Here is a 24,291-nt window from a genome sequence, read left to right on the forward strand (position 1 = left end):
GGTCACCTGTGCTCGGGCGGGTTGATCCGCGATGTGTCGATCGCGGAGGCGGAGGTGCCCCACTTGGCGAGGATCCGGGCGTACGTGCCGTCCTTGATCAGCGCGTTGACGGCGGCCTGGAACGCCTTGGTGAGCGCGGAGCCCTTCTTGAAGGCGAAGCCGACGTCGAGGCGGTGGAACTCGCCGAGGAACGCGGTCTGCGAGGTGGGCTGTGCGGCCTGGTGGCGCAGGCCGTTGATGGTCGACATGATCACGTCGATACGGCCCTGCTGGAGCGCGGTGAGCGGCGCCGCGTTCTCCGAGTAGACCTTCACGTCGTACGGCTTCTTGCCCGCCTTCGCGCACACCCCCTTCTGCGCGTTGAGGGTCGCCTCGAAGGTGGTGCCGGCGCCGGTGCCGATGGTCAGCCCGCACAGCTGGGTGAGGTCGGTGACCTTCGACTTGAGCGTGGTGTTGCCCTTCTTCACCCCGAAGCCCTGGCCGTCGTTGATGTAGGTGACGAAGTCGATGGTCTTGAGGCGCTCCGCGGTGACGCCGAAGTTGCCGGTGCCGACGTCGTACTTGCCGCTGCCGAGGGCGGGCAGGATGGTCTCGAAGGAGGCGTCCTGGCGTTCCAGCTTCACGCCGAGCACCTTGGCCACGGCGTCGGCGAGGTCGATGTCCTGGCCGGCGGGCGCCTTGTCCGGGCCGTTCGGGTAGTACGCACCGGGCGGGAAGCCGACCGAGCTGCCGACCCGGAGCGTGCCCGACTTGCGTACGTCGGCGGGGAGCAGGGCGGCGGCGGAGTCCACCTTGCGTACGGCGGTGACCGGGTCGTCGGTCGGTGCGGGGGACCCCTGGGCGCCCACCGGCGCTGTGCCGTCGGCGGCGCCGGAGCCGCAGGCATTCAGTGCGAGCAGGGGCAGCAACAGGAGGGCGGCGGCGCCGCGCAGGCGTGGTCTGATGCCGTGGACGTTCACAGCTCGGCGGCCCTTCCTGTGGGTGCTTCGGCGGTCAGGTGCTTCTCGAAGGGCAGCGGACCGATGGTTTCCGGGTCGGCCTCCGTGTCGAACAGCGGTGTGTAGCCGGTGGCCAGATACAGGCCGCGGGCCTCGGGCTGGCGCGGTCCCGTCGTCAGGTAGACGCACCGGTAGCCGCGGGCGCCCGCCTCGCGTTCCAGCTCGGCGACGACGCGCCGGGCGAGGCCGCGGCGGCGGTGGGCGGAGTGTGTCCAGATCCGCTTCAGCTCGGCCGTGGTCGCGTCGTACCGGCGGAAGGCGCCGCCCGCGACCGGCTCGCCGTGCTCCAGGAGCAGGAGCAGGACGCCGCCGTACGGCGCGGTGAACTCCTCGTCGGGGTAGCGGGCCATCTCGCCGTGGGCGTCCCCGCCGTACCGCGCGGAGTACTCGTCTCCGAGTTCCCGCAGGAGTGGCTCCACCAAGGGGTCGGACACGGGCACTTCGAGGACCGTCAACTCGGTTGACCGAGCCGGTGGTTGGGCGACGGAGGTCATCCGTTCACCGCCGTGAGGGCCTGCGTGCCGCGGGCGGCACGCTCGGCGTCGCGCTTGGCGACCTCCTCCCGGACGATCGGGATCACGTACCGGCCGAAGTCGATGGCGTCGTCCAGCAGGTCGTAGCCGCGCGCGGAGAGGATGTCGACGCCGAGGTCGTAGTAGTCGAGCAGTGCCTGGGCGACCGTCTCCGGGGTGCCGACCAGGGCGTTGGAGTTGCCCGCGCCTCCGGTCGCGGCGGCGGTCGGGGTCCACAGGGCGCGGTCGTAGCGCTCGCCCGCCTCGGCGATGGCGATGAGCCGCTGCGAGCCGGTGTTCTGTGGCTGCGCGTGTCCGTTGTGGCGCTTGGTGATCGCCTCGCCCCGCTCCCTGCGGGCCTTGATCGCGCCGACCGTGCGGTGGGCCTTCTCCCAGGCCAGTTCCTCGGTCGGGGCGATGATCGGGCGGAAGGCGACCTGGATGCGCGGCACGTCGGTGCGGCCCGCGGCCTTCGCTGCGGCCTTCACGTGCTCGATCTGCTCGGCGGTCTTCGCGAGGGGCTCGCCCCACAGGCAGTAGATGTCGGCCTCGGCGCCGCCCGCGGCGTAGGCGGCGGGGGACGAGCCGCCGAACGACACGTTCGGGCGGGGCTGTTGGACGGGGAAGACGTCGCTGACGAAGTCGTGGAAGCGGTAGTGCTCGCCCTCGTGGTCGAAGGTCTCGTGGGTGGTCCAGATCTTCTTGACGATCCGGATGTACTCGCGGGTGCGGGCGTAGCGCTCGTCCTTGGTGAGGGTGTCGCCCTCGCGGCCCTGCTCGTGGTCGTTGCCGCCGGTGATGAAGTGGACGGTCAGCCGACCGTCGCTGATCTGGTCGAGGGTGGCGAAGGTCTTGGCGGCGAAGGTGGGGTACGAGACGTTCGGGCGGTGGGCGAGCAGGATCTGGAGGCGGTCCAGCCGGCTCGCGATGTACGCGGCGGCCGGTGCCGGGTCCGGTGATCCGGAGCCGTAGGCGAACAGCACCCGGTCCCAGCCGTGGTCCTCGTGTGCCCGGGCGAGCCGGAGCGTGTACTCCTTGTCGAACGCGGCGCCGGAGCGCGGCGTGGTTTCGGAGCCGTTGTTGGTGGCGGCGATGCCGAGGAACTCCACGGGCATGGGCGTGGGCCTTTCAGGGGATACGGCGGCACGCACGCGGGCATGGCGGAACTGCCGGGCGTGCAGGCGTGGGTGATGGCTCGTCAGAACGGCGGCGACGAGTGGAAGGACGAGTCGATACGGGCGTGACGACGCCGGGCGTCGGTGGAAAGGGTGCGGCGGCAGCGCGCGTGAAGGGAGAACTCGGCCCGCGACGGGGTCACCGAGGGAGGGAAGGGCCGGTCAGACGGCCCGCTGCCGAGTCAGGCGCAACACGCCGCGGAGCACACCCGACAGAAGTCGATGTGATCGCGCGTGACCAAGCGCTGCTGGGCATTCATGCGACTAATTGAGCAGTACATCGCGCTCTTCGTCAAGCAGAGCCCGGATGCCGGACGGGCCCGACCGGCGCCGTCCGCGGCGCTGTTGACACATCGATGCCATGGGCACATACGATCGACGGCGGACCGGCTCCGCGATGCGTGGCAGCCTCTCCGGCCGCGTTGAGGGACGCGGCAGCGTGACGACGCCGCGCCCCGGCCGCACCGCACCCGCGCAGCGCCCGTAAGTGCGCCGCCCTGCGGATGCCACCGGGGTCATCCACGCCTGCGATTCCCTCCCCTGGAGAGAGCCTCCCCATGGTCACGCCGCCCCATGTCACGCCCACCCCTGCCACGAAGACGCCCCAGACACCCGAAGGATCCGCCCGCCAAGGCGCCGCGGACGCGGACCTGCCGCGGGTCGTCCCGCGCCGGCACGCCGGCCGTTGGCTGACCGGCGCCCTCGCCCTGCTGCTGTTCGCGATGGTGCTCAACTCCGTGGTCCGCAACGAGGCCTTCCAATGGGACGTGGTGGGCCGGTACTTCACCACGACAGCCGTGCTGGACGGGCTGCTGCTCTCCCTGTGGCTGACCGCGGTGGTGATGGTGCTCGGCTTCCTGCTCGGCACGGCGCTCGCGGTGATGCGGCTGTCCGCCAACCCGGTGCTGCGCACGCTGAGTTGGGGCTATGTGTGGATCTTCCGGTCCACTCCGCTGCTGGTGCAGCTGCTGTTCTGGTTCAACATCGGCGCGCTGTATCCGACGCTCGGGCTCGGGATCCCGTTCGGCCCGGAGTTCGTCACCGTCAAGACGGTCAATCTGTTCGGCCCGACCCTCACCGCCGTCATCGGCCTGACCCTGCACGAGTCCGCCTATGCCGCCGAGGTGGTGCGCGGTGGCATCCTCTCGGTGGACTCCGGGCAGAACGAGGCCGCCCAGGCGCTCGGGCTCAGCAGACGCCGCACCCTGCGCCGGATCGTCGTCCCGCAGGCGATGCGCTCCATCGTGCCGACCGCCGGGAACATGCTGATCGGCACCCTGAAGGGCACGAGCATCGTCAGCGTGCTGGCCGTGCACGACCTGCTGTACTCGGTGCAGCTGATCTACAACCAGACCTACCAGGTCATTCCGCTGCTGATGGTCGCCACGCTGTGGTACATCGCGGTGACCACGGTGCTGAGCGCGGGCCAGTTCTACGTCGAGCGGTACTACGCCCGCGGCAACTCCCGCGCTCTGCCGCCCACTCCGCTGCAGCGGGCGCGCGGCCACCTGACCGCCGTACGCCACCGGCTGAGCGCGGCGACGGCCGCCGACGCCCGCCCGGCGATCGGCGGTGACCGGTGAGCGGCGCACCCGCCACGGCCGTCCTGGTCGTCGTCGGCGCGGGGCCGCGCGCCACGGGACTGCTGGAGCGGATCGCCGCCAACGCTCCCGAACTGTGGGACGGGACACGGGAGTTGCGCATCCACCTGCTGGACCCGCATCCGCCCGGACCAGGTCGCGTCTGGCGGCACGAGCAGTCCGCGCTGCTCCGGATGAACTCCATGGCCGAGGACGTCACCATGTTCACCGACGAGTCCTCCACCATCGACGGCCCGGTACGGCCCGGTCCCTCGCTCGCCGAGTGGGCCGCCCAGTTCTCCGGCCGGGGCCCACGTCACACCCCGTACGCCGAACCCGCCGACCCGGAGGTGCTCGCCGAACTGCGCTCACTCGACGCGGCCGACTTCCCCACCCGCCGCGCGCAGAGCGCCTATCTGGACTGGGTGTTCCGCAGGGCGCTGGTCGAGCTGCCGCCCTCGGTGACCGTCGAGTGGCATCGCACCACCGCGACCGCCGTCACCGGTCCCCCGGACGGCCCGCAGCACGTGCACCTGGCCGACCGCGCCGACCCGCTCACCGCCGACCTGGTGATCCTGGCCCAGGGGCACATCGGCGCCACGCCCGCCGCCGAGCAGCGCGAGCACGCCGGCTTCGCCCGCCGCCACGGCCGCTTCCATCTCCCCCCGGAGTTCTCAGCCGACGCCGACCTGTCCGCACTGCGGCCCGGCGAACACGTCATCCTGCGGGGCTTCGGGCTCGCCTTCATCGACCTGATGGCCATGCTCACCGAGGGCCGCGGCGGCACATACCGCACCGAGGCCGACGGCACCCTCACCTACCTTCCGTCCGGCCGCGAGCCCGTCCTGCACGTCGGATCGCGGCGCGGGGTGCCGTACCACTCCAAGGCCCGCTACCGCCTCCAAGGCCCCCGCCCGCCGCTGCCCCGGCACTTCGGCCCCGAGGCGGTGGACGCGCTGCTCGCCGAGGGGCGCCCGCTGGACCTGCGGCGCGATGTGTGGCCGCTGATGGCCAAGGAGATCGGCTTCGGCCACTACCACGAGCTCTTCCACGCCCACCCCGAACGCACCGCACTCCCCTGGCCGGACTTCGTCGCCGCGTACGACCGCCTGGGCTGGTACGACGACGCCATGGCGGCCCTCGTCGCCGCGGCCGTACCCGACCCGGCGGACCGCCTGGACTTCGATGCCCTGGATCATCCGCTGGACGGCCTCTCCTTCCCGGCACCGGACGCCTTCCAGGATCATCTGCGCGAGCACATCGCCCAGGATGTCGCCCGCCGCGAGGACCCGGAGTTCAGCGCCGATCTCGGGGCGTTCCTCGCCCTGCTGTCCCTCTACGGCCAGCTGCCCCGCCTGGTCGCCGCGGGACGGCTGACCGCGCGGTCCGTCGCCGAGCGGCTCGACGGCTGGTGGCAGGGCTTCTTCAGCTTCCTGGCCTCCGGCCCGCCCGGCTTCCGGCTGCGCGAGCTGTTGGCCCTGTCCCGGGCGGGGATCGTCCACTTCGTGGGCGCCGACGTCCGGATCGGCACCGACGAGAGCGCCGGCACCTTCACCGCGACCAGCCCCACCGTCCCCGGGCACACCGTCCACGCGACCGCCCTCATCGAGGCATACCTGCCGCGCCCCTCCCTCGACCGCACCGAGGACCCCCTCCTGCGGGACCTGCACCGGACCGGCGCCCTCACCGAGGAGGTCATCGCCGACCCCACCCACACCCACCGCTCCGGCCTGCTCGCGGTCTCCTCCGAGAACGGCCATGTCATCGACCCATCGCTCGGCGGAACGCACCCCCGGCGCATCGCCCTCGGCGCCCCCACCAACAGCCGGGCCGTCGCCGCTTTCGCCCGGCCCCGCACCAACGCGCCCGCCTTCCGCCAGAATGACGCGGTGGCGCGCGCGCTTTTGCGCGCCCTTGGCGCCGGGGGCCTGACCTCGCCTTTCTCACATGGAGAGAAGGAAGCGTCCATTATATGAACAACCACTTGGGATAGGCGCAACCTTCTGCCACGATCCCCATCAACCAGGTAGGAAAACTAGGAATCTGTGGGGTGGGGACGCCATGAGCATGCGTGACCGCACGGACCTGTTCCCGGCCCTCCTGACCTCGCGTCGCCACATCGACTTCGGCCGTACGTCCAGCGCCATCTGTCGGCTCGTCTGAGACTCTCCGCGACGCGCACCCACCCCCCACACACCGCTGCGCCCCTGCTGTCCCGTCGGGATGGCGGGCGAGTGGTGTGCCGGTACGCGTCACCAGGCCCCCTGCCTGCCTTGCCGTACCTCCCTGAACACCCTTTCCTCGAGAGGACACCTCTGTGTCTGCCGCAAGACCGCTCACCACCCTGCGCACCTTCGCCGTCATAGCGGCGCTGCCCCTGCTGCTGACCGCCTGCGGCTACGGCGCCGAGTCCACCGACAGCGACAAGCAGACCGAGGTCGCGGCGGATGCCAAGAAGCTCTCCGTCGACGAGGTGAACATCGGCTACTTCCCGAACCTGACGCACGCCACCGCCCTGGTGGGCATCCAGGAGGGCCTGCTCCAGAAGGAGCTCGGCGGCACCAAGATCACGCCCTCGACCTTCAACGCCGGTCCTTCGGAGATCGAGGCGCTGAACTCCGGCTCCCTCGACATCGGCTGGATCGGCCCCTCCCCCGCCATCAACGGCTACACCAAGGCGGCGGGCAAGAACCTGCGGATCATCTCCGGTTCGGCCTCGGGCGGCGTGAAGCTCGTCGTCAACCCGGACAAGATCAAGTCCCTGAAGGACGTCAAGGGCAAGAACATCGCCACGCCGCAGCTCGGCAACACCCAGGACGTGGCGCTGCTCAACTGGATCTCCGAGCAGGGCTGGAAGGTCGACGCCGAGAGCGGCAAGGGCGACGTCTCCGTGGTCCGCACCGACAACAAGATCACGCCGGACGCCTACAAGTCGGGCTCGATCGACGGCGCCTGGGTGCCGGAGCCGACCGCGTCCAAGCTGGTCGCCGAGGGCGGCAAGGTGCTGCTCGACGAGGGCGACCTGTGGCCCGACAAGAAGTTCGTGATCACGAACATCATCGTCCGGCAGGACTTCCTGAAGAAGCACCCGGATGTCGTCGAGGCCGTGCTGCGCGGTTCGGTGAAGACCAACGCGTGGATCAACGCCAACCCGGACAAGGCCAAGGCCTCGGCCAACGAGGCGCTGAAGGAGGAGACCGGCAAGGCCCTGCCCGCCGAGGTCATCGACCCGGCCTGGAAGTCGATCACCTTCCTGGACGACCCGCTGGCCGCCACCCTCGACACCGAGGCGGAGCACGCCGTCAAGGCCGGTCTGCTGGAGAAGCCCGACCTCAAGGGCATCTACGACCTCGCTCCGCTCAACAAGGTCCTCAAGGCCGACGGCAAGGACGAGGTCGACGACGCCGGTCTCGGCGTCAAGTAACGACCACCGCATCCGACGAGTCCCCCAGGAGATGACGACGATGGCCACTACGACGGCCACGACCGCCAAGGTCGCGGAGGACACCACGGCGGTGCCGTACGCCGCCCGGATCGAGCATGTCTCGAAGTCCTTCCCGGCGCCGGGCACACCCGGCGGACAGCAACTCGTGCTGGACGACATCACGCTCGATGTCGCACCCGGCGAGTTCGTCACCCTCCTGGGGGCCTCCGGGTGCGGCAAGTCCACTCTGCTCAACCTGGTCGCGGGGCTGGACCTGCCGTCCGCCGGTTCGATCGGCACGGACGGCCGGCCCGCCCTGATGTTCCAGGAGCACGCGCTGTTCCCGTGGCTGACCGCGGGCAAGAACATCGAACTCGCCCTGAAACTGCGCGGGGTCGCCAAGGCGGAGCGCCGGCCGGAGGCGGAACGGCTGCTGGACCTCGTCCGACTGCAGGGCGCGCACGGCAAGCGGGTGCACGAGCTGTCCGGCGGTATGCGCCAGCGCGTCGCGCTCGCCCGGGCGCTGGCGCAGGACAGGCGGCTGCTGCTGATGGACGAGCCGTTCGCGGCGCTGGACGCGATCACCCGGGACGTCCTGCACGACGAACTGACCCGCATCTGGCGCGAGACGGGACTGTCGGTGCTGTTCGTGACGCACAACGTGCGCGAGGCGGTTCGGCTCGCCCAGCGCGTCGTCCTGCTGTCCTCGCGTCCGGGCCGTATCGCCCGGGAGTGGACGGTCGACCTGCCGCATCCGCGTCGTATCGAGGACGCCGCGGTCGCCGAACTGTCCGTCGAGATCACCGAAGAACTGCGTGGGGAGATCCGCCGCCATGGCCAGCACTGAGACCACCACCGCCAAGGACGGCAACGACCTCGCCGGACTCGAAGCCGGCCTGGACGCCCTGGACACCGTCCAGACCACCCGCACGCCCTTCCGCAAGACCCTCACCCAGAAGGTCCTGCCGCCCCTCGTCGCCATCGCCCTGGTCCTGGCCGTCTGGCAGTTCCTGGTCTCCTCCGGGATCGCCGACGACCCCTCCAAACTGCCCCCACCGGCCGACGTCTGGGGCGAACTGCGCGAGTCCTGGCTGCAGGGCACCCTCCTCGACTACATCTGGACATCCGTCTCCCGCGGCATGCTCGGCTTCCTGCTGGCCCTCGCCATCGGCACGCCGCTCGGCCTGCTCGTGGCACGCGTGAAGTTCGTCCGCGCGGCGATCGGCCCGATCCTGTCCGGCCTGCAGTCCCTGCCCTCCGTCGCCTGGGTCCCGCCCGCCGTCATCTGGCTCGGACTCAACGACAAGATGATGTACGCCGTCATCCTGCTCGGCGCCATCCCCTCCATCGCCAACGGCCTGGTCTCCGGCGTCGACCAGGTACCCCCGCTGATCCTGCGGGCGGGCCGCACGCTGGGCGCCACGGGCCTGAAGGGCACCTGGCACATCGTCATGCCCGCCGCCCTGCCCGGCTACCTCGCCGGCCTGAAGCAGGGCTGGGCCTTCTCCTGGCGCTCCCTCATGGCCGCCGAGATCATCGCCTCCCACCCCGACCTCGGCGTGGGCCTGGGCCAACTCCTGGAGAACGGCCGCACCAACAGCTCCATGGCCATGGTCTTCTTCGCCATCCTCCTCATCCTGTTCGTCGGCATCGCCATCGACCTGCTCATCTTCAGCCCGCTGGAGCGCTGGGTCCTGCGCAGCCGCGGCCTGCTGGTCACTCACTGAACGAACTGAACGACGGGGACCACGGGCAGCCGAGGGGGACGGCGCGTCCGCACAGGCGGCACCCATGCGGAACCGCTCAACCTCGGCCCGGCTGCACCTGCTTCACGCAGCCGGGCCGAGGCACGGCTGCGTGAGGCCTCGACGGCGGTGTCCAGTACGGCAGCGAGGAGATGGACCTCCCGGAGGAGGAGGTCCGCGCCCGCCACCCCGAGTCCTTCCGGACCATCTGGCGGGAGGCACGCCGGTTCCACGAGGAGGGCCGTCGGGACTTCTTCCGCAAGCGCACCAACATGCCGATGGGCGAGTACCTCGACCGGGGCGGCTACAGCCAGGAGTTCCGGTACGGCTACTTCATCCTGCTGTGCAGCGCGGTGTGGTCGGTGCCCGCCGAACTGATCTGGGAGATGCCCGCGACGACCGTGATCGCCTTCTTCATGGCCCACGACGAGAGCGGTCTCGGCGGCCGCCGGGGCGACTGGCGGACGGTGGTCGGGGGCTCGATCTCGTACGTGCGGAAGGCGATCGCGGCGATCGACCCGAAGACCCGGCTGTCCGAGCCGGTCACCGGGATCCGGCAGGACCCGGACGGCGTCGTCGTGCGGACGGCGTCCGGCGAGGAGCGCTTCGACCACGCCGTCGCCGCCACACACGCCGACGTGACCCGCGCTCTGCTGGAGAACCCGACCCCGGCCCAGCACGAGCTGCTGTCGCCCCTGCGCTACAACGCCTCCACGGTCGTCCTGCACACCGACCCCTCGGTGATGCCCGCCGACCGCGCGCGCTGGGAGGCCTGGAACTACGGCAAGGTGACGGTGGACGGGCAGCCGCGCACGTACGTCGCCTACTACATGAACAAACTGCAGGGCTTCGATGCGCGGACCGACTACTTCGTCACGCTCGACTACCCCCTGCCGGTCACCGAGGAGTCGGTGATCCGGACCTTCCGCTACGAGCACCCGGTCATCGACATGGCCATGCGCACCGCGCAGCAGACCATCTACGCGGTCAACGAGGGGCCGCGGGTGAAGCTGTGCGGCTCGTACTTCCACTCCAAGCAGCAGTACCACGACCAGATCGGCTCGCACGAGGCCGCGTTCTCCTCCGGGAAGGAGGCGGCGGCACAGCTGTTGCGCGAGCTCCGGGGTTAGTCGCCGGTGTGCCGCCGCGCCGACTCGTTCTCCTGGGCCATGCGCCTGAGCGCCAGCAGCGCGGGTTCCAGGAGGACGGTCAGCAGCAGGGCCCGCTCGGCGACCTCCAACGGGTCCTCGATTCCGCCCAGTTGGTCGAGGTCGAGGACGGCGGTGCGCTCGGCGAGTCGGGCGTACGGCAGGAGGACGCGCCAGTCGATCGGGACGCCGAGCGAGCGCAGGGAGGACAGAGTGTCGGCGAGCGTGCCGCGGGCCGGGGCGGCCTGGTGCACATCCCAGCCCAACTCCTCGACCAGGGCGTCGACTTCACCGGCCTCGTCGGCCTGGTCGGCAGGCTTTCCGGCCGGCGCGAGGGAGCCCAGCGTGAGACCGAGAACGCGATGGGTGTCGTCGGTGTGCTCGGCCAGGGCGTCAAGCACCTCCCGGGTGGTGCTCACGGACAGGCCGCGGACACCGGTCAGCGCCCGGATCAGCTTCAGTCGGCGCAGGTGGTGTTCGTCGTACTCGGCCTGCGTCGCCGCCGTCTGCTGACCGGGCTGGAGCAGCCCCTCACGGAGGTAGTACTTGATCGTCGTGACGGCCACACCACTGCGGCGGCTCAACTCGGATATACGCATCGATCGGCCCCCGCTCTGGAAACTGGATACCTCTACTGTCTAACATAGATAGTAGAGGTATCCAATATTTCCTCCGGAGAGGGCCACAGCCATGCCCACCCTGCGCTGGACCACCGTCAACACCCCCGCACCGGACACCGAGGCGTTCGTCATGGCGTCCCGCCTGGAGGTCCGCTCACTCAAGGACGTTCCGCGCTTCTTCCTTCAGTCACTGACCGCGTGGAAACAGGTCACCGGCGCACCCGGCGCCTACGGCGCCTCACTGATCGCCCAACCACTGAAGCGCACCTTCTGGACCCTGTCGGCCTGGGAGAACAAGGAGGCGCTGTACACCTACGCGAAGACCGAACCGCACCGGTCGATCATGAACGGCCTGCGGCCCACGATGAAGGACTCCGTCTTCACGTTCTGGCAGGTCCCCGCGACCGACCTGCCCATCGACTGGACGGACGCCAAGCACCGCCTCGCCGAGCAGGCACAGACCGGCAGCTGATCCCCCGCCCCCCTTGGACACCCATTCCGCTAGGAGAGTCCCTCGCCATGACGCTGTCCGAAGAGAACCCGGTCCTCGACGATCCCGTCACCGACCCGGCCGCACCCTCGGCGGCCCGCCGCATACCCCTGTGGCTCGCCATCGTCGCGTGCAGCGTGCCCATGTTCATGGTCGCGCTCGACAACCTCGTCGTCTCCACGGCCCTGCACACGCTCGCCGTCGACCTGCGGGCGAACACCCAGGAACTCCAGTGGTTCGTCAACGCCTACGTCCTCAGCTTCGCCTGCCTGTTGATGACGGGGGCCGCGCTCGGTGACCGGTTCGGCAGGCGCCTGGTCTTCGTCGCCGGCATCGCCGTGTTCACGCTCGCCTCCATCGGCTGCGGCCTGTCCGACACCAGCGCCCAGCTGATCACCTTCCGCACGATCCAGGGCTTCGGGGCTGCCGCCGTCATGCCAATGTCGCTGACCCTGCTGTCCCAGGCGGTGCCCGAGCGGCTGCGCGGGATGGCGCTGGGCGTCTGGTCCGGGGTGAGCGGCCTGGCCGTAGCCATGGGTCCGGTCGTGGGCGGCGCGGTGGTCGACGGCCTGGACTGGCGGTGGATCTTCTGGATCAACGTGCCGGTGTGTGTGATCGCCATTCCTCTGGTCCTGTTCGCCCTGCGGGAGAGCTCGTTGCCCGGCGTCCGTCTCGACCTGGTCGGTATGGTGCTGGCGGCGGCCGGGCTGTGCGCCGTGGTGTGGGCGATCGTGCACGGTGAGCCCGACGGCTGGACCTCGGCGAAGGTCCTCGGCGCGTTCACGGCGGGCGCCGTGCTGCTGGCCGCGTTCGTCGCCTGGGAGGCCCGCACCCGCGAGCCGCTGCTGCCCCTGTCCTTCTACCGGGTCCGCGCCTTCACCCTCACCAACATCGTCTCCGCGACGATGTACTTCGGCGTGTTCGGCTCCCTGTTCCGGCTCGCCCAGTACCTCCAGATCGTGCCCCCGCGCACCCCGCTGGAGGCCGGCGTCCGCACCCTCGCCTGGACCCTCATGCCGATGTTCGTCGCCCCCGTCGCGGGCCTGCTCACCGACAAGGTCGGCGGCGGACGCCTGATGGCACTCGGCCTGTTCCTCCAGGGCGTGGGCCTCGGCTGGATCAACCTCGTCACCGACACGGACACGGCCTACTCCTCCCTGGTCGGCCCGATGATCGTGGCCGGCATCGGCATGGGCTTCGTCTTCGCACCCACGGCCGCGGTCGTCCTCGGCTCGGTCGCCAAGGAGCACGCGGGCAAGGCCTCCGGCGCGAACACCACCGTCCGCGAGATCGGCGGCGCGCTGGGCATCGCCGTACTCAGCACCGTGTTCGTGGCACACGGCAGCACGCGAAGCCCGCAGCAGTTCGTCGACGGCCTGCAGCCCGCGGTGTGGGTCGGCGTCGCGGTGGTGTTCGGCGGCGCGCTGTGCGCCCTGGGAATCCCGCGCCGGCCGCGCCCGGCGCCCGCAGCGAGCCTGCCAGGGCCAGTGGGTGTTTGCGTATCCGGCTATCCGGCTAGTAGTCGCCGAGCAAGTATGTGTCGCATTCCACCGGAACACCGCTGTTCCAACCCGTGAGAAATGCGTCTCGCCTCTGCTCCGGCGTCCCGTGGAACTGCTCGTCTTCAGCTTTTCGCCCATACTCCCGCCCAGCAGTCTGCATGGAGCTCCGTCTTGTAGACCGGGAATCGCCTCGGCTCAGTTTCGCTGGAGGGGACGAGCCCCAGCTCGCCCTGAAGGTGATGAGCGTATTCATGGGCCACCGCATGAGCACTGAGAAGTCTCCTGCCGGGAATCCGAAATCGGGATCCGGATTGGTCCTGTGTACGCCTTCCCATATCTCCGTGGCCACGACTTGCGATATCACCAGGTGATCATCGATGGGGCAATACGCTGCCGTCGCGTCATTCGGCTGACCTCAGCCCCAGTCGACCACCTCTCCAGGTCCCGGGAAAGAATAAGTAGTTTCCGGATCCGGATAGCCGGCACTGGTCCACACCCCGGTCCAGACGCTATGCACGTCTTCAAACACGTACTTCATGAAGTCACACATTGTGTATGCATCGGATCCAGAAAGGTTGGCATCGATACTGACGGTCGTGTCTGCGCGTTCGCGGTGGATGGGGTCACGTGTTGGGACGCTGGGATTCAGGTATGGGCGATTGCTTACTTCGCCATTCTCATGGTTGCTCGCCTCAATGGCCAGCATGGGCAATTGAGCCAGCCCTCCGCTCCAACGAGTGCCACCTCTTCAACGCCTGCTTATGGTGAGAGAGGGGCACATCCTCGGAGCGTGCCATGCGATGCGCAACACTGTTCTGCGCTGCGGTTCTGACCGCCGCGACCCTTGGCGGCACCACTCCGCGCCCGGCCGCGGACGACCCGCAGCTCGCCGAGTTCTACCAGCAGAAGATCGGCTGGGGCCCGTGCCCCGCCTCCTACCCCGCGTCCATGCAGTGCGGGAAGCTCCAGGTCCCGCTCGACTACGCGCACCCCGACCAGGGCACCATCGAGCTGGCCCTGGCCCGGATCCCGGCCACCGGGCCGACCCGGCTTGGCTCACTGGTCCTCAATCTGGGCGGTCCCGGGCAGAGCGGCACCCAGGGCACCAGCACCCGCTTCGACCGCTGGCGGGATCTCGCCAAGTCCTACGACGTGGTCGGCTTCGACCCCCGCGGCATCGCCGAGAGTGCCCCCATCAGTTGCGACGGCGCCCTGCCGCTCATGGGCACCGAATACCTGGACGCCGCCGAACTGCTGCGTGCCACCGAGAAGGCGGCCCGCGCCTGCGAAAGCCATACCGGCCCGATCCTGCGCCACGTCGGCACGGTCGACGTCACCCGGGACATGGACGTGCTGCGCGCGGCGCTGGACGAGCCGAAACTCAACTACCTGGGGTTCTCCTATGGCACCCGGATCGGCGCCGTCTACGCCGCCCAATTCCCGCAGCACGTCGGCCGGATGGTCCTCGACGGAGTCGACACCCTCTCCAAACCCCTGACGGAACAGGCCATGGACGTGGTGAAGGGCCAGCAACTCGCCTTCGAGGGTTTCGTCGACTGGTGCACCAAGCAGCCGAGCTGCGTGTACACGGGCATGGACCCGGACAAGGCGGTGGAGAAGGCCGAAAAGCTGGTCGCCCAGCTGGACGAGTCCCCGCTGACCACCAAGGACGGCAAGGAGTTCACCGGTCAGTCGCTGGCCTTCGCCATCGAGAACTCGCTGTACGGTACGCGTGCCTGGCCGGAGCTCGCGGACGGCCTGGGCAGGCTGGAGCGGGACAAGGGCCTCAAGGACCTCACGGTTCTGGCGGAACTCGCCGAGCCGGAGGAGGACAACGAAGGCGCGGCCTGGACGGTGGTGAACTGCACCGACTACACCGACCGTGGAGTCCGCGGGAATGTGCAGGCCCTCCAGCGCAAACTCGACTCCCTGCGGCCGGAGTTCCAAAAGGCGTCCCCGATCTTTGGCCGCGGTGAACTCTCCGAGATCGAGCTCTGCCACGGCCAGCCCCCGAGTGACGGCTTCATCGCGAACATCGACCACCCCGGAGCCCCGCCCATGCTCCTGATCGGCGTCCGCAACGACCCCGCGACCCCGTATCTGTGGACCGAGGAGACGGCCGCCCGGCTCGACTCGCCCGTGATCATCGACTACGAGGGCCAGGGCCACACGGGCTACGCCCACGCTGCCTGCGTGAAGCAGCACGTGGACCGCTATCTGGTGACGGGGCAGCTGCCGGACGGAAACACCGCCTGCCCGTCCGAGGAAGTGAACGCGAAGGGCGAGTAGCCACCAAGGCGACTGGTGGGGGGCCTGTCCGGTGGATCAAGCCGAGCAAGGCGCGTGTTCACGAACGCACGAGCGGTCAACGCGTGCCCCACATCAGGCCCACGGGCTACTTCCTGACAACGACGCCGGCCACGTGTAATGGCGTTCCCCACAGGCCGAAGGGGCCCTTGAGAGGACCTTTCCGTGACACGTTGCTCCACGCATCAGAGATCGAGTTTCCCTTTGCCCGGCGCCTTTGCCCCGTTCGCTTCTCAGAGCCCGGTGAGAGGTCAGGATGCGGATCACAGCGGCCGTACTGAGTGAGGTGCGGGCTTCGCTCGAGCTCTGCGAGATCGAGATCGAGATCGACGAACCTCGCGATGACGAAGTCCTCGTACGTCTGGTCGCCGCGGGTGTGTGTCACACGGACCTGTTGGTGCGCATCGGCTCCTGCCGCCGGCCGCGCCGGTCGTGCTCGGGCACGAAGGGGCGGGCGTCGTCGAGAGGGTGGGCGGGCGTGTGAACGAGGAGTTCGGCATGACGGGCATACGTGAGGGCGAGCGGTCGGTGCTGGTCGGGGGCACGCAGTTGCAGGGAACTCCGCAGGTGGGCACCTGCGTGAGCACGGTGCCCCAGCGCCAGTAGTACCTCGGCGCGCTCGAATTCCAGGGCCGCCCGGGGATAGTCCGTGAAGGGGCCCGCGGGGCTTGTGGCGCGGCTGTGATGACGCTCGGCCGCGAGCAGGTCGTCGAGGGCTCGGCGGCTACGGCCGTCGTACGCATGGGCCAGGGCACGCTGGGTGAGGAGGAAGGCGAGGGCGGAGGAGTCGGCAGCCGGTCCGCCCGCCTCAACTGCTGCCTCCGCGAGGCGCAGTGCGTACAGGGGGTGGCCCAGCCGCAGCGCCCGGGCCGCCGCCGCCCTCAGGGAGACTGCGTACTGGCGGCGGTTCCCGGCCTCCTGGGCGACTGCCAGCGCGAGGTGCGAGTAACGCTGCGCGAGCCCGGGCAGCACGTCGTCCGCGGTCATGTCGGCCAGGAGGTGCGTGAGTTGTGCTACGACGGTCAGCAGGTCGCGGTGGAGACCGGCTGATGCGGGGCGGGCGAGTTGGTAACTGGCCTGGTCGGCGATATGGGCCGTCAGCGCGCCACGGATGTGCCCGCCGCCGTAGCGTTGACTGATGGTGGCGAAGCATGCGGCTGCTTCCTCCAATGCCGCCACGTCCTGCGGACCGGCCGCACCGGCGTGCCGCTGATCCTGCGGTTCGACGGGTGGCGGGGCCAGCCAGTCCGGCGCACTGACAGAGGTCAGGGTGTACGCGGTCCGCATCAGGAAAGTGCGGCGGTTGGGGTCTGCCGCCGTGTGACACAGGTCGATCAGTCGGTGCACAGCTCCGCCCCCCGGTGGAGTGCGGGCCAGCAGCACCGTGGGGTCCCTGAGAGGGACGAGCGCGGTGTCCGCAGGGGTGACGAGGCGGCGAAGTCGCTGCGTGAAAGCCGCGGCGATCAGTTCGGGAACCGGCCCGCGCGGCCGGGTCCCGCCGAGCCAGTGCGCGACCGAACTGCGGTCGTAGCGCAGCCGCAAACCTTGGGCTGTCCCCAGGGCATTGATGGCTCTGGCCAGTTCCCCCGCGCTCCACTCGGCCTCAGCAAGCAGCGCGGCAAGCCGAAGATTGGGCTCTCGGTCGCTCACGGGCTCCTCCGGCTGACGTACGCGAAGATCTGTGGGGAGTTACGGTGCGGTCCGTGAGTCGAGGAACCCGCTGCCCGAAGGCGGTTGATCCAAAGAAAGCGATTCCCGAAGCACGACGATGCGAGACCCATCGCACCATGCTTGGCCGGATGGATCCCATTTAGGGCTGATTTTCCACTTCCCACCCGTCACCGGAGGCAGGGCTCCTGGCGCTCCTCGGGAGTCAACCAGTCCTCCGTAAATGCCGCGCTCAGGCGAGGCATTCGCCCTACCCTCCCAGCATGGACCACGCCTGGGCGATCGAGAAGCTCGACGACTTCATAGAGGGCATCGACAAACTTGGGGACTGGGTTCGACTCCGTTCCCAGGAAGAGGCTCTGGTCCGCAAGGAGATCGTCGTACGCCAGATCGCCAACGAGTACACGCAGGGACTCGGCGACTACACGGTGCACTTCAACAGCTCAAAGCAGAAGCGGTGGGGACCCGCACGTGAGGCTGCAATACACGCGCGTGAACTGGCGGCATATCAAGACGAGTTCGATGCCTTCCGACGGGCCCGAGGGCCAGGTCTGTCGGCCGACGCTTTACACCCGTGGGTCTGGGAGCCGGCCGCACCACTTTGGGCCGCCCAGGCCCACCAGGACGCTGTGCTGACGGCTGCGCGGAAGGTGAATCGTCGACTGCAACAGAAACTCGGCCGCCATGACATCGGCGAGATGGACCTGTGCATGCAGTCCTTCGATCCCAAGTCGCCGACAACGGGCAAACCCCGGCTGAGGTTCGACGGCGACCGAGACACCCCCACTTGGAAAGCGCGGCAGGAGGGAGCCAAGTACTTGTCCGCCGGGGCGTTCCTCGGCATCCGGAATCTGGCGGCGCACGAGGAGCAGGTCACCTGGACCCAGCAGGAGGCCCTGGAGTACCTGGCGACCTTCTCGGTCGTCGCGCGATGGATCGAGGAGTGCTCGGTGGAGACGGCGCGTGAGTAGCGTGGCCTTGTCTGCCCCTAGATGATCTAGTCCAAGGGGTCAGTGATCGTAGGCGATCAGTGAGCGTAGGACGGTTTGTCCGGTGGCGTCGTTGTGCCAGATCGCGGCGGTCAGCGCGAGGATGCGTTGCATGACGCGGGCTATGACACCGCCGAGTGTGCGCCCTCGGTGCCGTTCGAGGTCAAGGTGTCCCTTGAAGATCTCGTTGATCGATTCGATGACCTGTCGCAGCGGCTTGAACAGGGCTGCGCCAGGCCGTTCCCGTTCACCTTTACGGGCAGGCCGCAGCAACTGGACTCCATGCTCGGACAGTTCGCGTTCGAAACCACAGCCGAAGTAGTTCTTGTCGCCGATGAGAGTCTGTCGGGGGCGCTCTCGCAGAAGCTCGCATTCGGCTGCCAGGAGGTCAAGGAGGGTCTCGCGTTCGTCGGCCTTGGCCCCGGTCAGGGCGAAGGCGATGGGCAGGCCCTGAAGGGTGCAGACCAGGTGCAGGCGCAGGCCCCAGAAGAAGCGGCTGTGGCCGGCGAAGTAGCCGTACTCGGCCCAACCTGCCAGGTCGGAGCGTTTGACGGTCTCGCGGGAGCGGCCGCATTCCACCGGGGTGGAGTCCACGACCCATACGTCGTCGCTCCACACCGAGGTGGTGGCCAGGATCCGGTTGACGCTTCGCATCAGACCGGCGGCCTTGCGCAGCCGCTTGTTGTAGCCGGGCTGCTGGGGCAGGTAGGGGAAGAGGTGGCGCAGGTGGGCACGGGCATGGCGGAGCCATTTGGCCTCGGAGGTGTAGCCGAGCATGGCCTGCATTGTGGCGAGGGTGACCAGTTCGGCATCGCTCAGGCGGGGCGTAATGCCGACCGGCGGGCGCCATGGCGCCAGGTCGGGATGCTCCTTCAGCATGTCGTCGGTCGTCGCATAGAGTCCTGTCGCGAGGGTGTCCACGTCGTTCGTCACAAAACGATCTTGGACACCCTCGTTCTCGTCTCCGCAGGCACCCCTTGGACCACCCCACCAGGAGGAACCAGTGTCATACCCGCAACTGCTCACCCCCGAGGAGAAGCTCGCCGAGGCGAAGAAGCTGTTGAGCCTCCCGCGTATCGTCGTGATCTGCGGCTCCACCCGCTTCATGACCGAGATGAACGAGGCCGATCTGCGGGAGACCAAAGCCGGAAAGATTGTCGTCAAACCGGGCTGTGACATGAAGTCGCCGCACGAACTTTGGTCCGACCCTGTCGAGGCCGAGGCGCTCAAGGTTCGACTCGACGATCTGCACCGGGCGAAGATCCGGCTCGCTGATGAGGTGCTCGTAGTCGGCGACTACATCGGAGACAGCACCCGAGCCGAAATCGCCAACGCCCGGTCGCTGGGCAAGCCCGTGCGGTTCACGCACCCCGAAGTCGACCCTGACGCCTGACCGCCCGCTGCCACCTCGACAACCAGGGCCGGCAGCCCGCCGCCTGACCGTCTCGCGGTGGCTTCGGCCGCCGCCCACCCCACACCCTCCGCAGGCATCCCTTGGAATTGATCATCTAACGAGCTCGTGCATGGCTGGCCGTGAGACGTCGAGCTCTTGATCGTTGATCATGGTCATGTGGTGGGGAACGCGACTCGTGCAGTGATCATCAGCAACCGGCGGATCAAGGGCCTGACGGCCGATGTGATCGCTGAACTCGTCGCTGAGATCGGCCCGTTGTGGCACGAGCGCCAGCAGGCCAGGCTCGTATCCCGGCAACGGAAGCGGGCCGTAGGCGCTGATGCGAGGCACCAACTGGTGTTCGCTGAACGGCTGCTGGCCACCCTGGTCCATCTCCGTCACGGGGCCACTCACGACGTGCTGGCCTGCTGGTTCGGGGTGGACCGCTCGACCATCACCCGGGCTGTCGGCGCGGTGCGGCCCCTGCTCGCTGAGCGGGGGTGCACCATCAGCCCCGACGTGCGTCTGCGAAGCCTGGCCGAGGTCGTCGACCATCTCGGCGCGACCGGGAAGACCGGCATCATCGACGGCACCGAGATCCGGGTGCGCCAACCGGCCCAAGGACGCAAGGACCGGGACAAGTTCATCTCCGGCAAGAACAAGCAGAACGCCGTCAAATCCATGGTGGTCACGGACGAGGACGGCCGGGTGCCGTTCTGCAGCCCGACCAAGCCCGGAAGCTGCGCGGACATCACCCACGCCCGCCAGCTGGGGCTGGTCAAGCTCCTGGCCGACGGCCCGCGGTCGAGATCCTCGCCGATGCCGGCTATCAGGGTCTGGGTGCTCAGACCGGCGGACGCGTGGTGACACCACCGCACCGCACGTTCAAGAAGAACGCCCCGGACTGGTACGAGGAGATGTACGAGCGCCAGCGCAGAGCGCACTCCTCACGCCGTATCCGCGTCGAGCACGGCATCGCCCACCTGAAGAACTGGCGGGCACTCGCACGCCACCTCGGCCACCGCGAGCACATGAGCGACACCGTCCAGGCCATCGCCGGCCTGCTGTCCCACCAAGAGATCACGGACCTGAAATTGGCACGGCAGATGTGACCCCCGAGCCCCACCGCAGTCCTCGACGTCTCACGGCCAACCATGCACGAGCCCGTAAGGGCTGCCCCGTAAATGATCACTTGACGTCGACAGCCAGGGGCTCCGCCTTCATGTCAACCGAGGTTGACACTGTTCATCCTGTCAACCTATGTTGACGAGATGGGGAATCAAGTGCTGCTTGCCTGCGGGATGGCCGCTGGGCCTCTGTTCACCGTCGCATATCTGTTTGAAGGCGCCCGTCGTGTGGGCTACAGACCGTTCCGCCATCCCGTCAGTTCGCTCGCCCTCGGCCGTGCCGGGTGGGCGCAGACCGCCAACTTCCTGCTCGCGGGCTTGCTGTCGCTGATCTTCGCCGCGGGCCTGTGGCGTGTTGGGCCTTCACGCTGGGGCGCCCTGCTGATCGGCGCATGGGCGGTCGGTCTGCTGGGCGCAGGTGCCTTCCGGACCGATCCGGTGAGCGGTTACCCTCCCGGCACGCCCGATCAGCTCCAGCGTCACACCCGCGCAGGGGCTCTGCATGACCTGTTGTCTCTCATCGGATTCCTCGCCCTCGCTGTGGCCTGCTTCGTATTCGCCCTGCCCAACTCACCTGGGTGGGCCATCTACTCGATCGCCAGCGGTGTGCTCTTCGCAGCGACGATGGCGCTGGCCAGTGCCGCGTTCGACCAGCATCAACGCTGGGTCGACCTCGGCGGACTCATCCAGCGGATCTCGCTCACTATCGGCTGGACCTGGCAGACGCTGCTCGCCGTGCGCATCCTGTACACCTGACGGTTGGCCATAACGCCGGATCGCGGGTGAGACGATCTTGCGATGGCTGGTGTGATCTCGGCTTCGGAGCCGTCCTGGATAGGCCCCTTCACTGGACTGAGCCCACGCTGCTTCACCATGTTGGTGACCGCACTGCGGCGCGAGGGCGCGGACGCAGTCCGCAAGGGCCGGCCCCGGAGCCTTCCGCTGGAGGACCGTGTACTGCTCGTGGCGGCCTACTGGCGCACGAACTTGACGATGCGACAGCTCGCCCCGCTGTTCGGCGTCTCGAAGTCCACAGCTGGCCGCGTCATCGACCACCTTGGCCCCATGCTCGTACTCCAGCCGCACAAGCGATTCCGCAAGGACACCGCGCTCATCGTGGACGGCACTCTGGTACCCACCCGCGACCACGCAGTCGCCGACCACGGTCAGACATCTCATGTCGCTGGTGGGTCAAGTAGGCGCTCAGGCGGCGAGGTCCATGGGCGGCGTGAAGGCACGATCGGGGTCGAATAGCGTGCGGCGCTGTAGGCAGTAGTAGAGGCAGCCGAGCAGTTTGTTGAACAGGTTCCTGAGAGCTGCGGTGTGGCGTTCTCCGCCGGCACGCCGTCGGTCGTAGTGGGCGCGGGGAGCCCGCGTGCGGAGGGCTGCGAAGGCCCACATATGGCCTGCTGAGGCCAGTCGTTGGTTCTTGACAGTGCGGGCTACAACGACGTCGCTGCGGCCGGAGGCCCGCGTAACGGGGGCCGCGCCGGCGTATGCCTTCATCGCTCGGGCGTCCGCGAAGCGTTTGCGATCGTCTCCGATTTCTGCGAGGACGCGTGCTCCGGAGAGCACGGACAGTCCCGGGAAGCTGGTGATGATGTCGGCATCTGGGTGCGCGAGGAATGCCTCCTCCGTCGCGGCCGCGAGCTGGGCGACGCTGGTGCAAGCGGCGTCGACCTGCCGGATGAGGGCTGTGGCTTGGTGTCCCAGAGCCTGTTCGACCTGCGGCAGCTGTCGGAGGTAGTCCGCGCGGAAGATCTCCCGAAGTCGCTCGACCTCGGCTTCGATTCCGCAGCGTGGACGTTCGCCGCGTTTGAGCAGCGCGCGCAGCTGGCTGCGGGTGAGTTTGGCGGCGTCGGCAGGCATGGGTGCGGCGGTCAGGATCACGCGGGCCCGAGGCGAGTCGAGTCCGGGTTTTCCGGGGCCGTGGAAGGCGGCGAGGGCGGCCGGGTAGTACTCGCGCAGGTGTGAGCGGAGCCGGTTGATCATCTGCTACCGGTCCCAGATCGCGTCCTGGGGAGCGCGGGCCAGGACTGCGACGGCCTGCCCGGCTTCGCTGTCGTCAGGCAGAGGGCGGTGAGCGTGCCGGTCGGTCCGCAGGATGTTGTCCCCTGCGTCGGACTTGGCTCGGGAGACGCTGGCGCGATCGCGGTAACGGGCGGCGGCCAGTGGGTTGATCGCGTAGATTTTGCGGCCGGTGCCCCGCAAGCAGGCGACGAGCAGCCCACGGGGGGTCTCGATGGCGACCGGGATTGGATCCTCTGCACTATCACCGTGTCGGGCCAGCAGTTCCATCAGCGCGTGGAATCCTGCGCTGTCATCGCTGATCCGCAACTTCGCCAGCTGGGCACCGTCCCCATCCACCAGAGCTATGTCGTGGTGTCCTTCCGCCCAGGCGATGCCGCAGAAGATCGTGCTCAATGTCTCTGCCTCCGTGTCAACGTGGGGTTTCACTTGCAGGCGGAGCACGCGGCGCTCTATAGAAGTGCTCAAGGCACGCCATCTCATGAGCCGTTCGTGTCTCCAGCGACCGGCAGGGACCTTGGTCTGCTGAAGAGCTCTCGGGCTCGCGAACTGCTGAGAGGTCGGCCCCTGCCGACGGGCTGGCGACATGAAACCTGTGATGTCCGCGCTCCTGCCGGGTGGGACCGGTCTTTGACAAGAGATCGATGTCCCGGAACTACCGAAGGTCTCCGCCCGACAGGGCAAGGGGCGAGGCGAAGCCGGTCTGACCACGGGGATCCAGTCCCGGAACGGGGGCAGGCTTCCACTCGCACAGCGGGCCCTTGCACTCTCGCGCTCGGGCTCACCGATGAGCTATTAGAACTACCGGTACTCCACCAACCACCAAGTCGTCATCGACGCCGACACCCGCCTGATCGTCATGGTCGGACGACCACTTCCCGGCAACCGCGCCGACTGCAAGGCATGGGAGGAATCCGGCGCCAAGGCCGCCGTCGGCAAGACCACCACGATCGCCAACGGCGGCTATCCAGGCACAGGACTCGTCATGCCACATCGCCGACGCAAAGGCGAGGAACTGCCCGACTGGAAGCAGGCACACAACAAGTCCCACAAACAGGTCCGCGCCCGCGTCGAGCATGTCTTCGCCCGGATGAAAGGCTGGAAGATCCTGCGCGACTGCCGACTCAGAGGAGACGGCGTCCACCACGCCATGCCTGGCATCGCCCGCCTGCGCAACCTCGCCCTCGCCGGATAGGCAGGCGATGCCCCACAACGGGACACCGCATCAACGCGAGCCCGAGATCATTACGGGACAGCCCATAGGGGGCCTCATGGGACCCGTCGAACAGGCCGTCCCCAGCGATGTCGAGGAGTTGGGCGACCTGGTGGGAGTCGAGCCGACGCTGTCCGAGATGGCATATCGGCTCGCCCGGGAGATCGACAGCGCCTCCACCGCCTCGTGCGAGGCGTGCGGAGAGGCAATCCCCACATGGTGCCTCGTGTCGAGGACGAGGGCATCGTCTTCATGCAGAAGGACCAGGACCACGAGCACTGAGCCTTTTCAGCGTTGTCGCTCCAGGGTGAGGATGGCGGCGGCGATTGACGACATGCGGTTGGGGCTGCACCGGGCTTTGCGGAAGATCCG

Annotated in this window: 21 protein-coding genes and 4 pseudogenes; 16 read left to right on the forward strand and 9 right to left on the reverse strand. The window is 68.5% G+C overall.

Annotation, left to right across the window (positions count from 1 at the left end; all coding sequences use genetic code 11):
* Positions 1-2: 2 nt before the first annotated feature.
* The 3 genes from ACIA8X_RS43435 to ACIA8X_RS43445 are packed head-to-tail and all read right to left on the reverse strand — an operon-like array spanning position 3 to position 2,625.
* Positions 3-959, reverse strand: coding sequence for an ABC transporter substrate-binding protein (locus ACIA8X_RS43435; protein ID WP_399460606.1), 957 nt, complete (start codon positions 957-959; stop codon positions 3-5).
* Positions 956-1,492 (reverse strand): GNAT family N-acetyltransferase, encoded by a 537-nt coding sequence (locus tag ACIA8X_RS43440; RefSeq protein WP_393460889.1) that lies wholly within the window; start codon positions 1,490-1,492, stop codon positions 956-958. Before ACIA8X_RS43440 ends, ACIA8X_RS43435 begins: the two co-directional genes overlap by 4 nt.
* Positions 1,489-2,625, reverse strand: coding sequence for an LLM class flavin-dependent oxidoreductase (locus tag ACIA8X_RS43445; protein ID WP_393460892.1), 1,137 nt, complete (start codon positions 2,623-2,625; stop codon positions 1,489-1,491). The genes ACIA8X_RS43440 and ACIA8X_RS43445 overlap by 4 nt, the downstream gene beginning before the upstream one ends.
* Positions 2,626-3,242: 617 nt before the next feature.
* Here ACIA8X_RS43445 and ACIA8X_RS43450 point away from each other — a divergent pair.
* The 6 genes from ACIA8X_RS43450 (at position 3,243) to ACIA8X_RS43475 (ending at position 10,564) form a co-directional block, all read left to right on the forward strand.
* Positions 3,243-4,268 (forward strand): amino acid ABC transporter permease, encoded by a 1,026-nt coding sequence (locus ACIA8X_RS43450; RefSeq protein WP_393460895.1) that lies wholly within the window; start codon positions 3,243-3,245, stop codon positions 4,266-4,268.
* On the forward strand, positions 4,265-6,241 hold the full coding sequence (locus ACIA8X_RS43455) for an FAD/NAD(P)-binding protein (RefSeq protein WP_393460898.1): 1,977 nt from the start codon (positions 4,265-4,267) through the stop codon (positions 6,239-6,241). The genes ACIA8X_RS43450 and ACIA8X_RS43455 overlap by 4 nt, the downstream gene beginning before the upstream one ends.
* A 341-nt stretch (positions 6,242-6,582) precedes the next feature.
* Complete coding sequence (locus ACIA8X_RS43460) at positions 6,583-7,689, forward strand: ABC transporter substrate-binding protein (RefSeq protein WP_393460901.1); 1,107 nt, start codon at positions 6,583-6,585, stop codon at positions 7,687-7,689.
* 31 nt (positions 7,690-7,720) lie between these two features.
* Positions 7,721-8,536 carry an ABC transporter ATP-binding protein gene (locus ACIA8X_RS43465; RefSeq protein WP_393460904.1) on the forward strand — a complete coding sequence of 272 codons (816 nt, stop codon included), beginning with the start codon at positions 7,721-7,723 and terminating at the stop codon, positions 8,534-8,536.
* Complete coding sequence (locus ACIA8X_RS43470; RefSeq protein WP_393460907.1) at positions 8,523-9,416, forward strand: ABC transporter permease; 894 nt, start codon at positions 8,523-8,525, stop codon at positions 9,414-9,416. Before ACIA8X_RS43465 ends, ACIA8X_RS43470 begins: the two co-directional genes overlap by 14 nt.
* A gap of 170 nt (positions 9,417-9,586) precedes the next feature.
* Positions 9,587-10,564, forward strand: a complete 978-nt coding sequence (locus ACIA8X_RS43475) for an FAD-dependent oxidoreductase (RefSeq protein ID WP_399460607.1) — start codon at positions 9,587-9,589, stop codon at positions 10,562-10,564.
* Here the strand turns inward: ACIA8X_RS43475 and ACIA8X_RS43480 are convergent.
* The gene (locus ACIA8X_RS43480) at positions 10,561-11,181 is read right to left on the reverse strand and encodes a MerR family transcriptional regulator (RefSeq protein ID WP_399460608.1); all 621 of its coding nucleotides are present in this window, start codon (positions 11,179-11,181) and stop codon (positions 10,561-10,563) included. The genes ACIA8X_RS43475 and ACIA8X_RS43480 overlap by 4 nt on opposite strands.
* Before the next feature lie 91 nt (positions 11,182-11,272).
* On the opposite strand from ACIA8X_RS43480, the gene ACIA8X_RS43485 reads away from it, so the two are divergent.
* Positions 11,273-11,674 carry a DUF3291 domain-containing protein gene (locus ACIA8X_RS43485; protein ID WP_399460609.1) on the forward strand — a complete coding sequence of 134 codons (402 nt, stop codon included), beginning with the start codon at positions 11,273-11,275 and terminating at the stop codon, positions 11,672-11,674.
* 47 nt (positions 11,675-11,721) lie between these two features.
* Complete coding sequence (locus ACIA8X_RS43490; RefSeq protein WP_393460919.1) at positions 11,722-13,269, forward strand: MFS transporter; 1,548 nt, start codon at positions 11,722-11,724, stop codon at positions 13,267-13,269.
* A 47-nt stretch (positions 13,270-13,316) separates the two neighbouring features.
* Here ACIA8X_RS43490 and ACIA8X_RS43495 read toward each other — a convergent pair whose 3' ends face one another.
* Positions 13,317-13,529: a neutral zinc metallopeptidase gene (locus tag ACIA8X_RS43495; protein WP_393460922.1), complete on the reverse strand. Its 213-nt coding sequence runs from the start codon at positions 13,527-13,529 to the stop codon at positions 13,317-13,319.
* Positions 13,530-13,989: 460 nt separating this feature from the next.
* Between ACIA8X_RS43495 and ACIA8X_RS43500 the strand changes: the two genes are divergently transcribed.
* Complete coding sequence (locus ACIA8X_RS43500; RefSeq protein ID WP_393460925.1) at positions 13,990-15,483, forward strand: alpha/beta hydrolase; 1,494 nt, start codon at positions 13,990-13,992, stop codon at positions 15,481-15,483.
* Between the two features lie 399 nt (positions 15,484-15,882).
* Here the strand turns inward: ACIA8X_RS43500 and ACIA8X_RS43505 are convergent, their stop codons facing one another.
* Positions 15,883-17,151: a hypothetical protein gene (locus ACIA8X_RS43505; protein ID WP_393460928.1), complete on the reverse strand. Its 1,269-nt coding sequence runs from the start codon at positions 17,149-17,151 to the stop codon at positions 15,883-15,885.
* Between the two features lie 281 nt (positions 17,152-17,432).
* Here ACIA8X_RS43505 and ACIA8X_RS43510 point away from each other — a divergent pair, with 281 nt between their 5' ends.
* Positions 17,433-18,140, forward strand: coding sequence for a TIGR02391 family protein (locus ACIA8X_RS43510; protein WP_393460931.1), 708 nt, complete (start codon positions 17,433-17,435; stop codon positions 18,138-18,140).
* 39 nt (positions 18,141-18,179) lie between these two features.
* On the opposite strand, the gene ACIA8X_RS43515 is transcribed toward ACIA8X_RS43510, so the two are convergent.
* Entirely contained in the window at positions 18,180-19,091 is a 912-nt protein-coding gene (locus ACIA8X_RS43515; RefSeq protein WP_393460934.1) for an IS982 family transposase, read from the reverse strand.
* A 70-nt stretch (positions 19,092-19,161) separates the two neighbouring features.
* Between ACIA8X_RS43515 and ACIA8X_RS43520 the strand changes: the two genes are divergently transcribed.
* The 5 genes and pseudogenes from ACIA8X_RS43520 to ACIA8X_RS43540 form a co-directional block, all read left to right on the forward strand.
* Positions 19,162-19,551, forward strand: a complete 390-nt coding sequence (locus ACIA8X_RS43520; RefSeq protein ID WP_393460937.1) for a hypothetical protein — start codon at positions 19,162-19,164, stop codon at positions 19,549-19,551.
* 201 nt (positions 19,552-19,752) lie between these two features.
* Entirely contained in the window at positions 19,753-20,418 is a 666-nt protein-coding gene (locus ACIA8X_RS43525) for a transposase family protein (protein ID WP_393460940.1), read from the forward strand.
* Complete coding sequence (locus ACIA8X_RS43530) at positions 20,412-20,663, forward strand: transposase (protein WP_393460943.1); 252 nt, start codon at positions 20,412-20,414, stop codon at positions 20,661-20,663. The genes ACIA8X_RS43525 and ACIA8X_RS43530 overlap by 7 nt, the downstream gene beginning before the upstream one ends.
* Positions 20,664-20,786: 123 nt before the next feature.
* Positions 20,787-21,434 (forward strand): DUF998 domain-containing protein, encoded by a 648-nt coding sequence (locus ACIA8X_RS43535; protein WP_393460946.1) that lies wholly within the window; start codon positions 20,787-20,789, stop codon positions 21,432-21,434.
* A gap of 42 nt (positions 21,435-21,476) precedes the next feature.
* Positions 21,477-21,848 (forward strand): annotated as a pseudogene (locus ACIA8X_RS43540) (transposase family protein); the annotation flags it as partial.
* 33 nt (positions 21,849-21,881) lie between these two features.
* Here the strand turns inward: ACIA8X_RS43540 and ACIA8X_RS43545 are convergent.
* Positions 21,882-23,102, reverse strand: a pseudogene (locus tag ACIA8X_RS43545) (IS110 family transposase).
* Between the two features lie 403 nt (positions 23,103-23,505).
* On the opposite strand from ACIA8X_RS43545, the pseudogene ACIA8X_RS43550 reads away from it, so the two are divergent.
* Positions 23,506-23,901 (forward strand): annotated as a pseudogene (locus ACIA8X_RS43550) (transposase family protein); the annotation flags it as partial.
* 306 nt (positions 23,902-24,207) lie between these two features.
* Here ACIA8X_RS43550 and ACIA8X_RS43555 read toward each other — a convergent pair.
* Positions 24,208-24,291 (reverse strand): annotated as a pseudogene (locus ACIA8X_RS43555) (IS5/IS1182 family transposase); the annotation flags it as partial.

Source organism: Streptomyces sp. NPDC051738 (assembly GCF_044453205.1).
In the GTDB taxonomy this organism is placed as follows: domain Bacteria; phylum Actinomycetota; class Actinomycetes; order Streptomycetales; family Streptomycetaceae; genus Streptomyces.

Excerpts from the sequence above, each read along its gene's own strand:
- ACIA8X_RS43470 (WP_393460907.1), top strand. The coding sequence starts at position 8,523 with ATGGCCAGCACTGAGACCACCACCGCCAAGGACGGCAACGACCTCGCC.
- ACIA8X_RS43500 (WP_393460925.1), top strand. The coding sequence starts at position 13,990 with ATGCGATGCGCAACACTGTTCTGCGCTGCGGTTCTGACCGCCGCGACC.
- ACIA8X_RS43490 (WP_393460919.1), top strand. The coding sequence starts at position 11,722 with ATGACGCTGTCCGAAGAGAACCCGGTCCTCGACGATCCCGTCACCGAC.
- ACIA8X_RS43440 (WP_393460889.1), bottom strand. The coding sequence starts at position 1,492 with ATGACCTCCGTCGCCCAACCACCGGCTCGGTCAACCGAGTTGACGGTC.
- ACIA8X_RS43475 (WP_399460607.1), top strand. The coding sequence starts at position 9,587 with ATGGACCTCCCGGAGGAGGAGGTCCGCGCCCGCCACCCCGAGTCCTTC.
- ACIA8X_RS43510 (WP_393460931.1), top strand. The coding sequence starts at position 17,433 with ATGGACCACGCCTGGGCGATCGAGAAGCTCGACGACTTCATAGAGGGC.
- ACIA8X_RS43485 (WP_399460609.1), top strand. The coding sequence starts at position 11,273 with ATGCCCACCCTGCGCTGGACCACCGTCAACACCCCCGCACCGGACACC.
- ACIA8X_RS43480 (WP_399460608.1), bottom strand. The coding sequence starts at position 11,181 with ATGCGTATATCCGAGTTGAGCCGCCGCAGTGGTGTGGCCGTCACGACG.
- ACIA8X_RS43465 (WP_393460904.1), top strand. The coding sequence starts at position 7,721 with ATGACGACGATGGCCACTACGACGGCCACGACCGCCAAGGTCGCGGAG.
- ACIA8X_RS43445 (WP_393460892.1), bottom strand. The coding sequence starts at position 2,625 with ATGCCCGTGGAGTTCCTCGGCATCGCCGCCACCAACAACGGCTCCGAA.
- ACIA8X_RS43495 (WP_393460922.1), bottom strand. The coding sequence starts at position 13,529 with ATGGGAAGGCGTACACAGGACCAATCCGGATCCCGATTTCGGATTCCC.
- ACIA8X_RS43450 (WP_393460895.1), top strand. The coding sequence starts at position 3,243 with ATGGTCACGCCGCCCCATGTCACGCCCACCCCTGCCACGAAGACGCCC.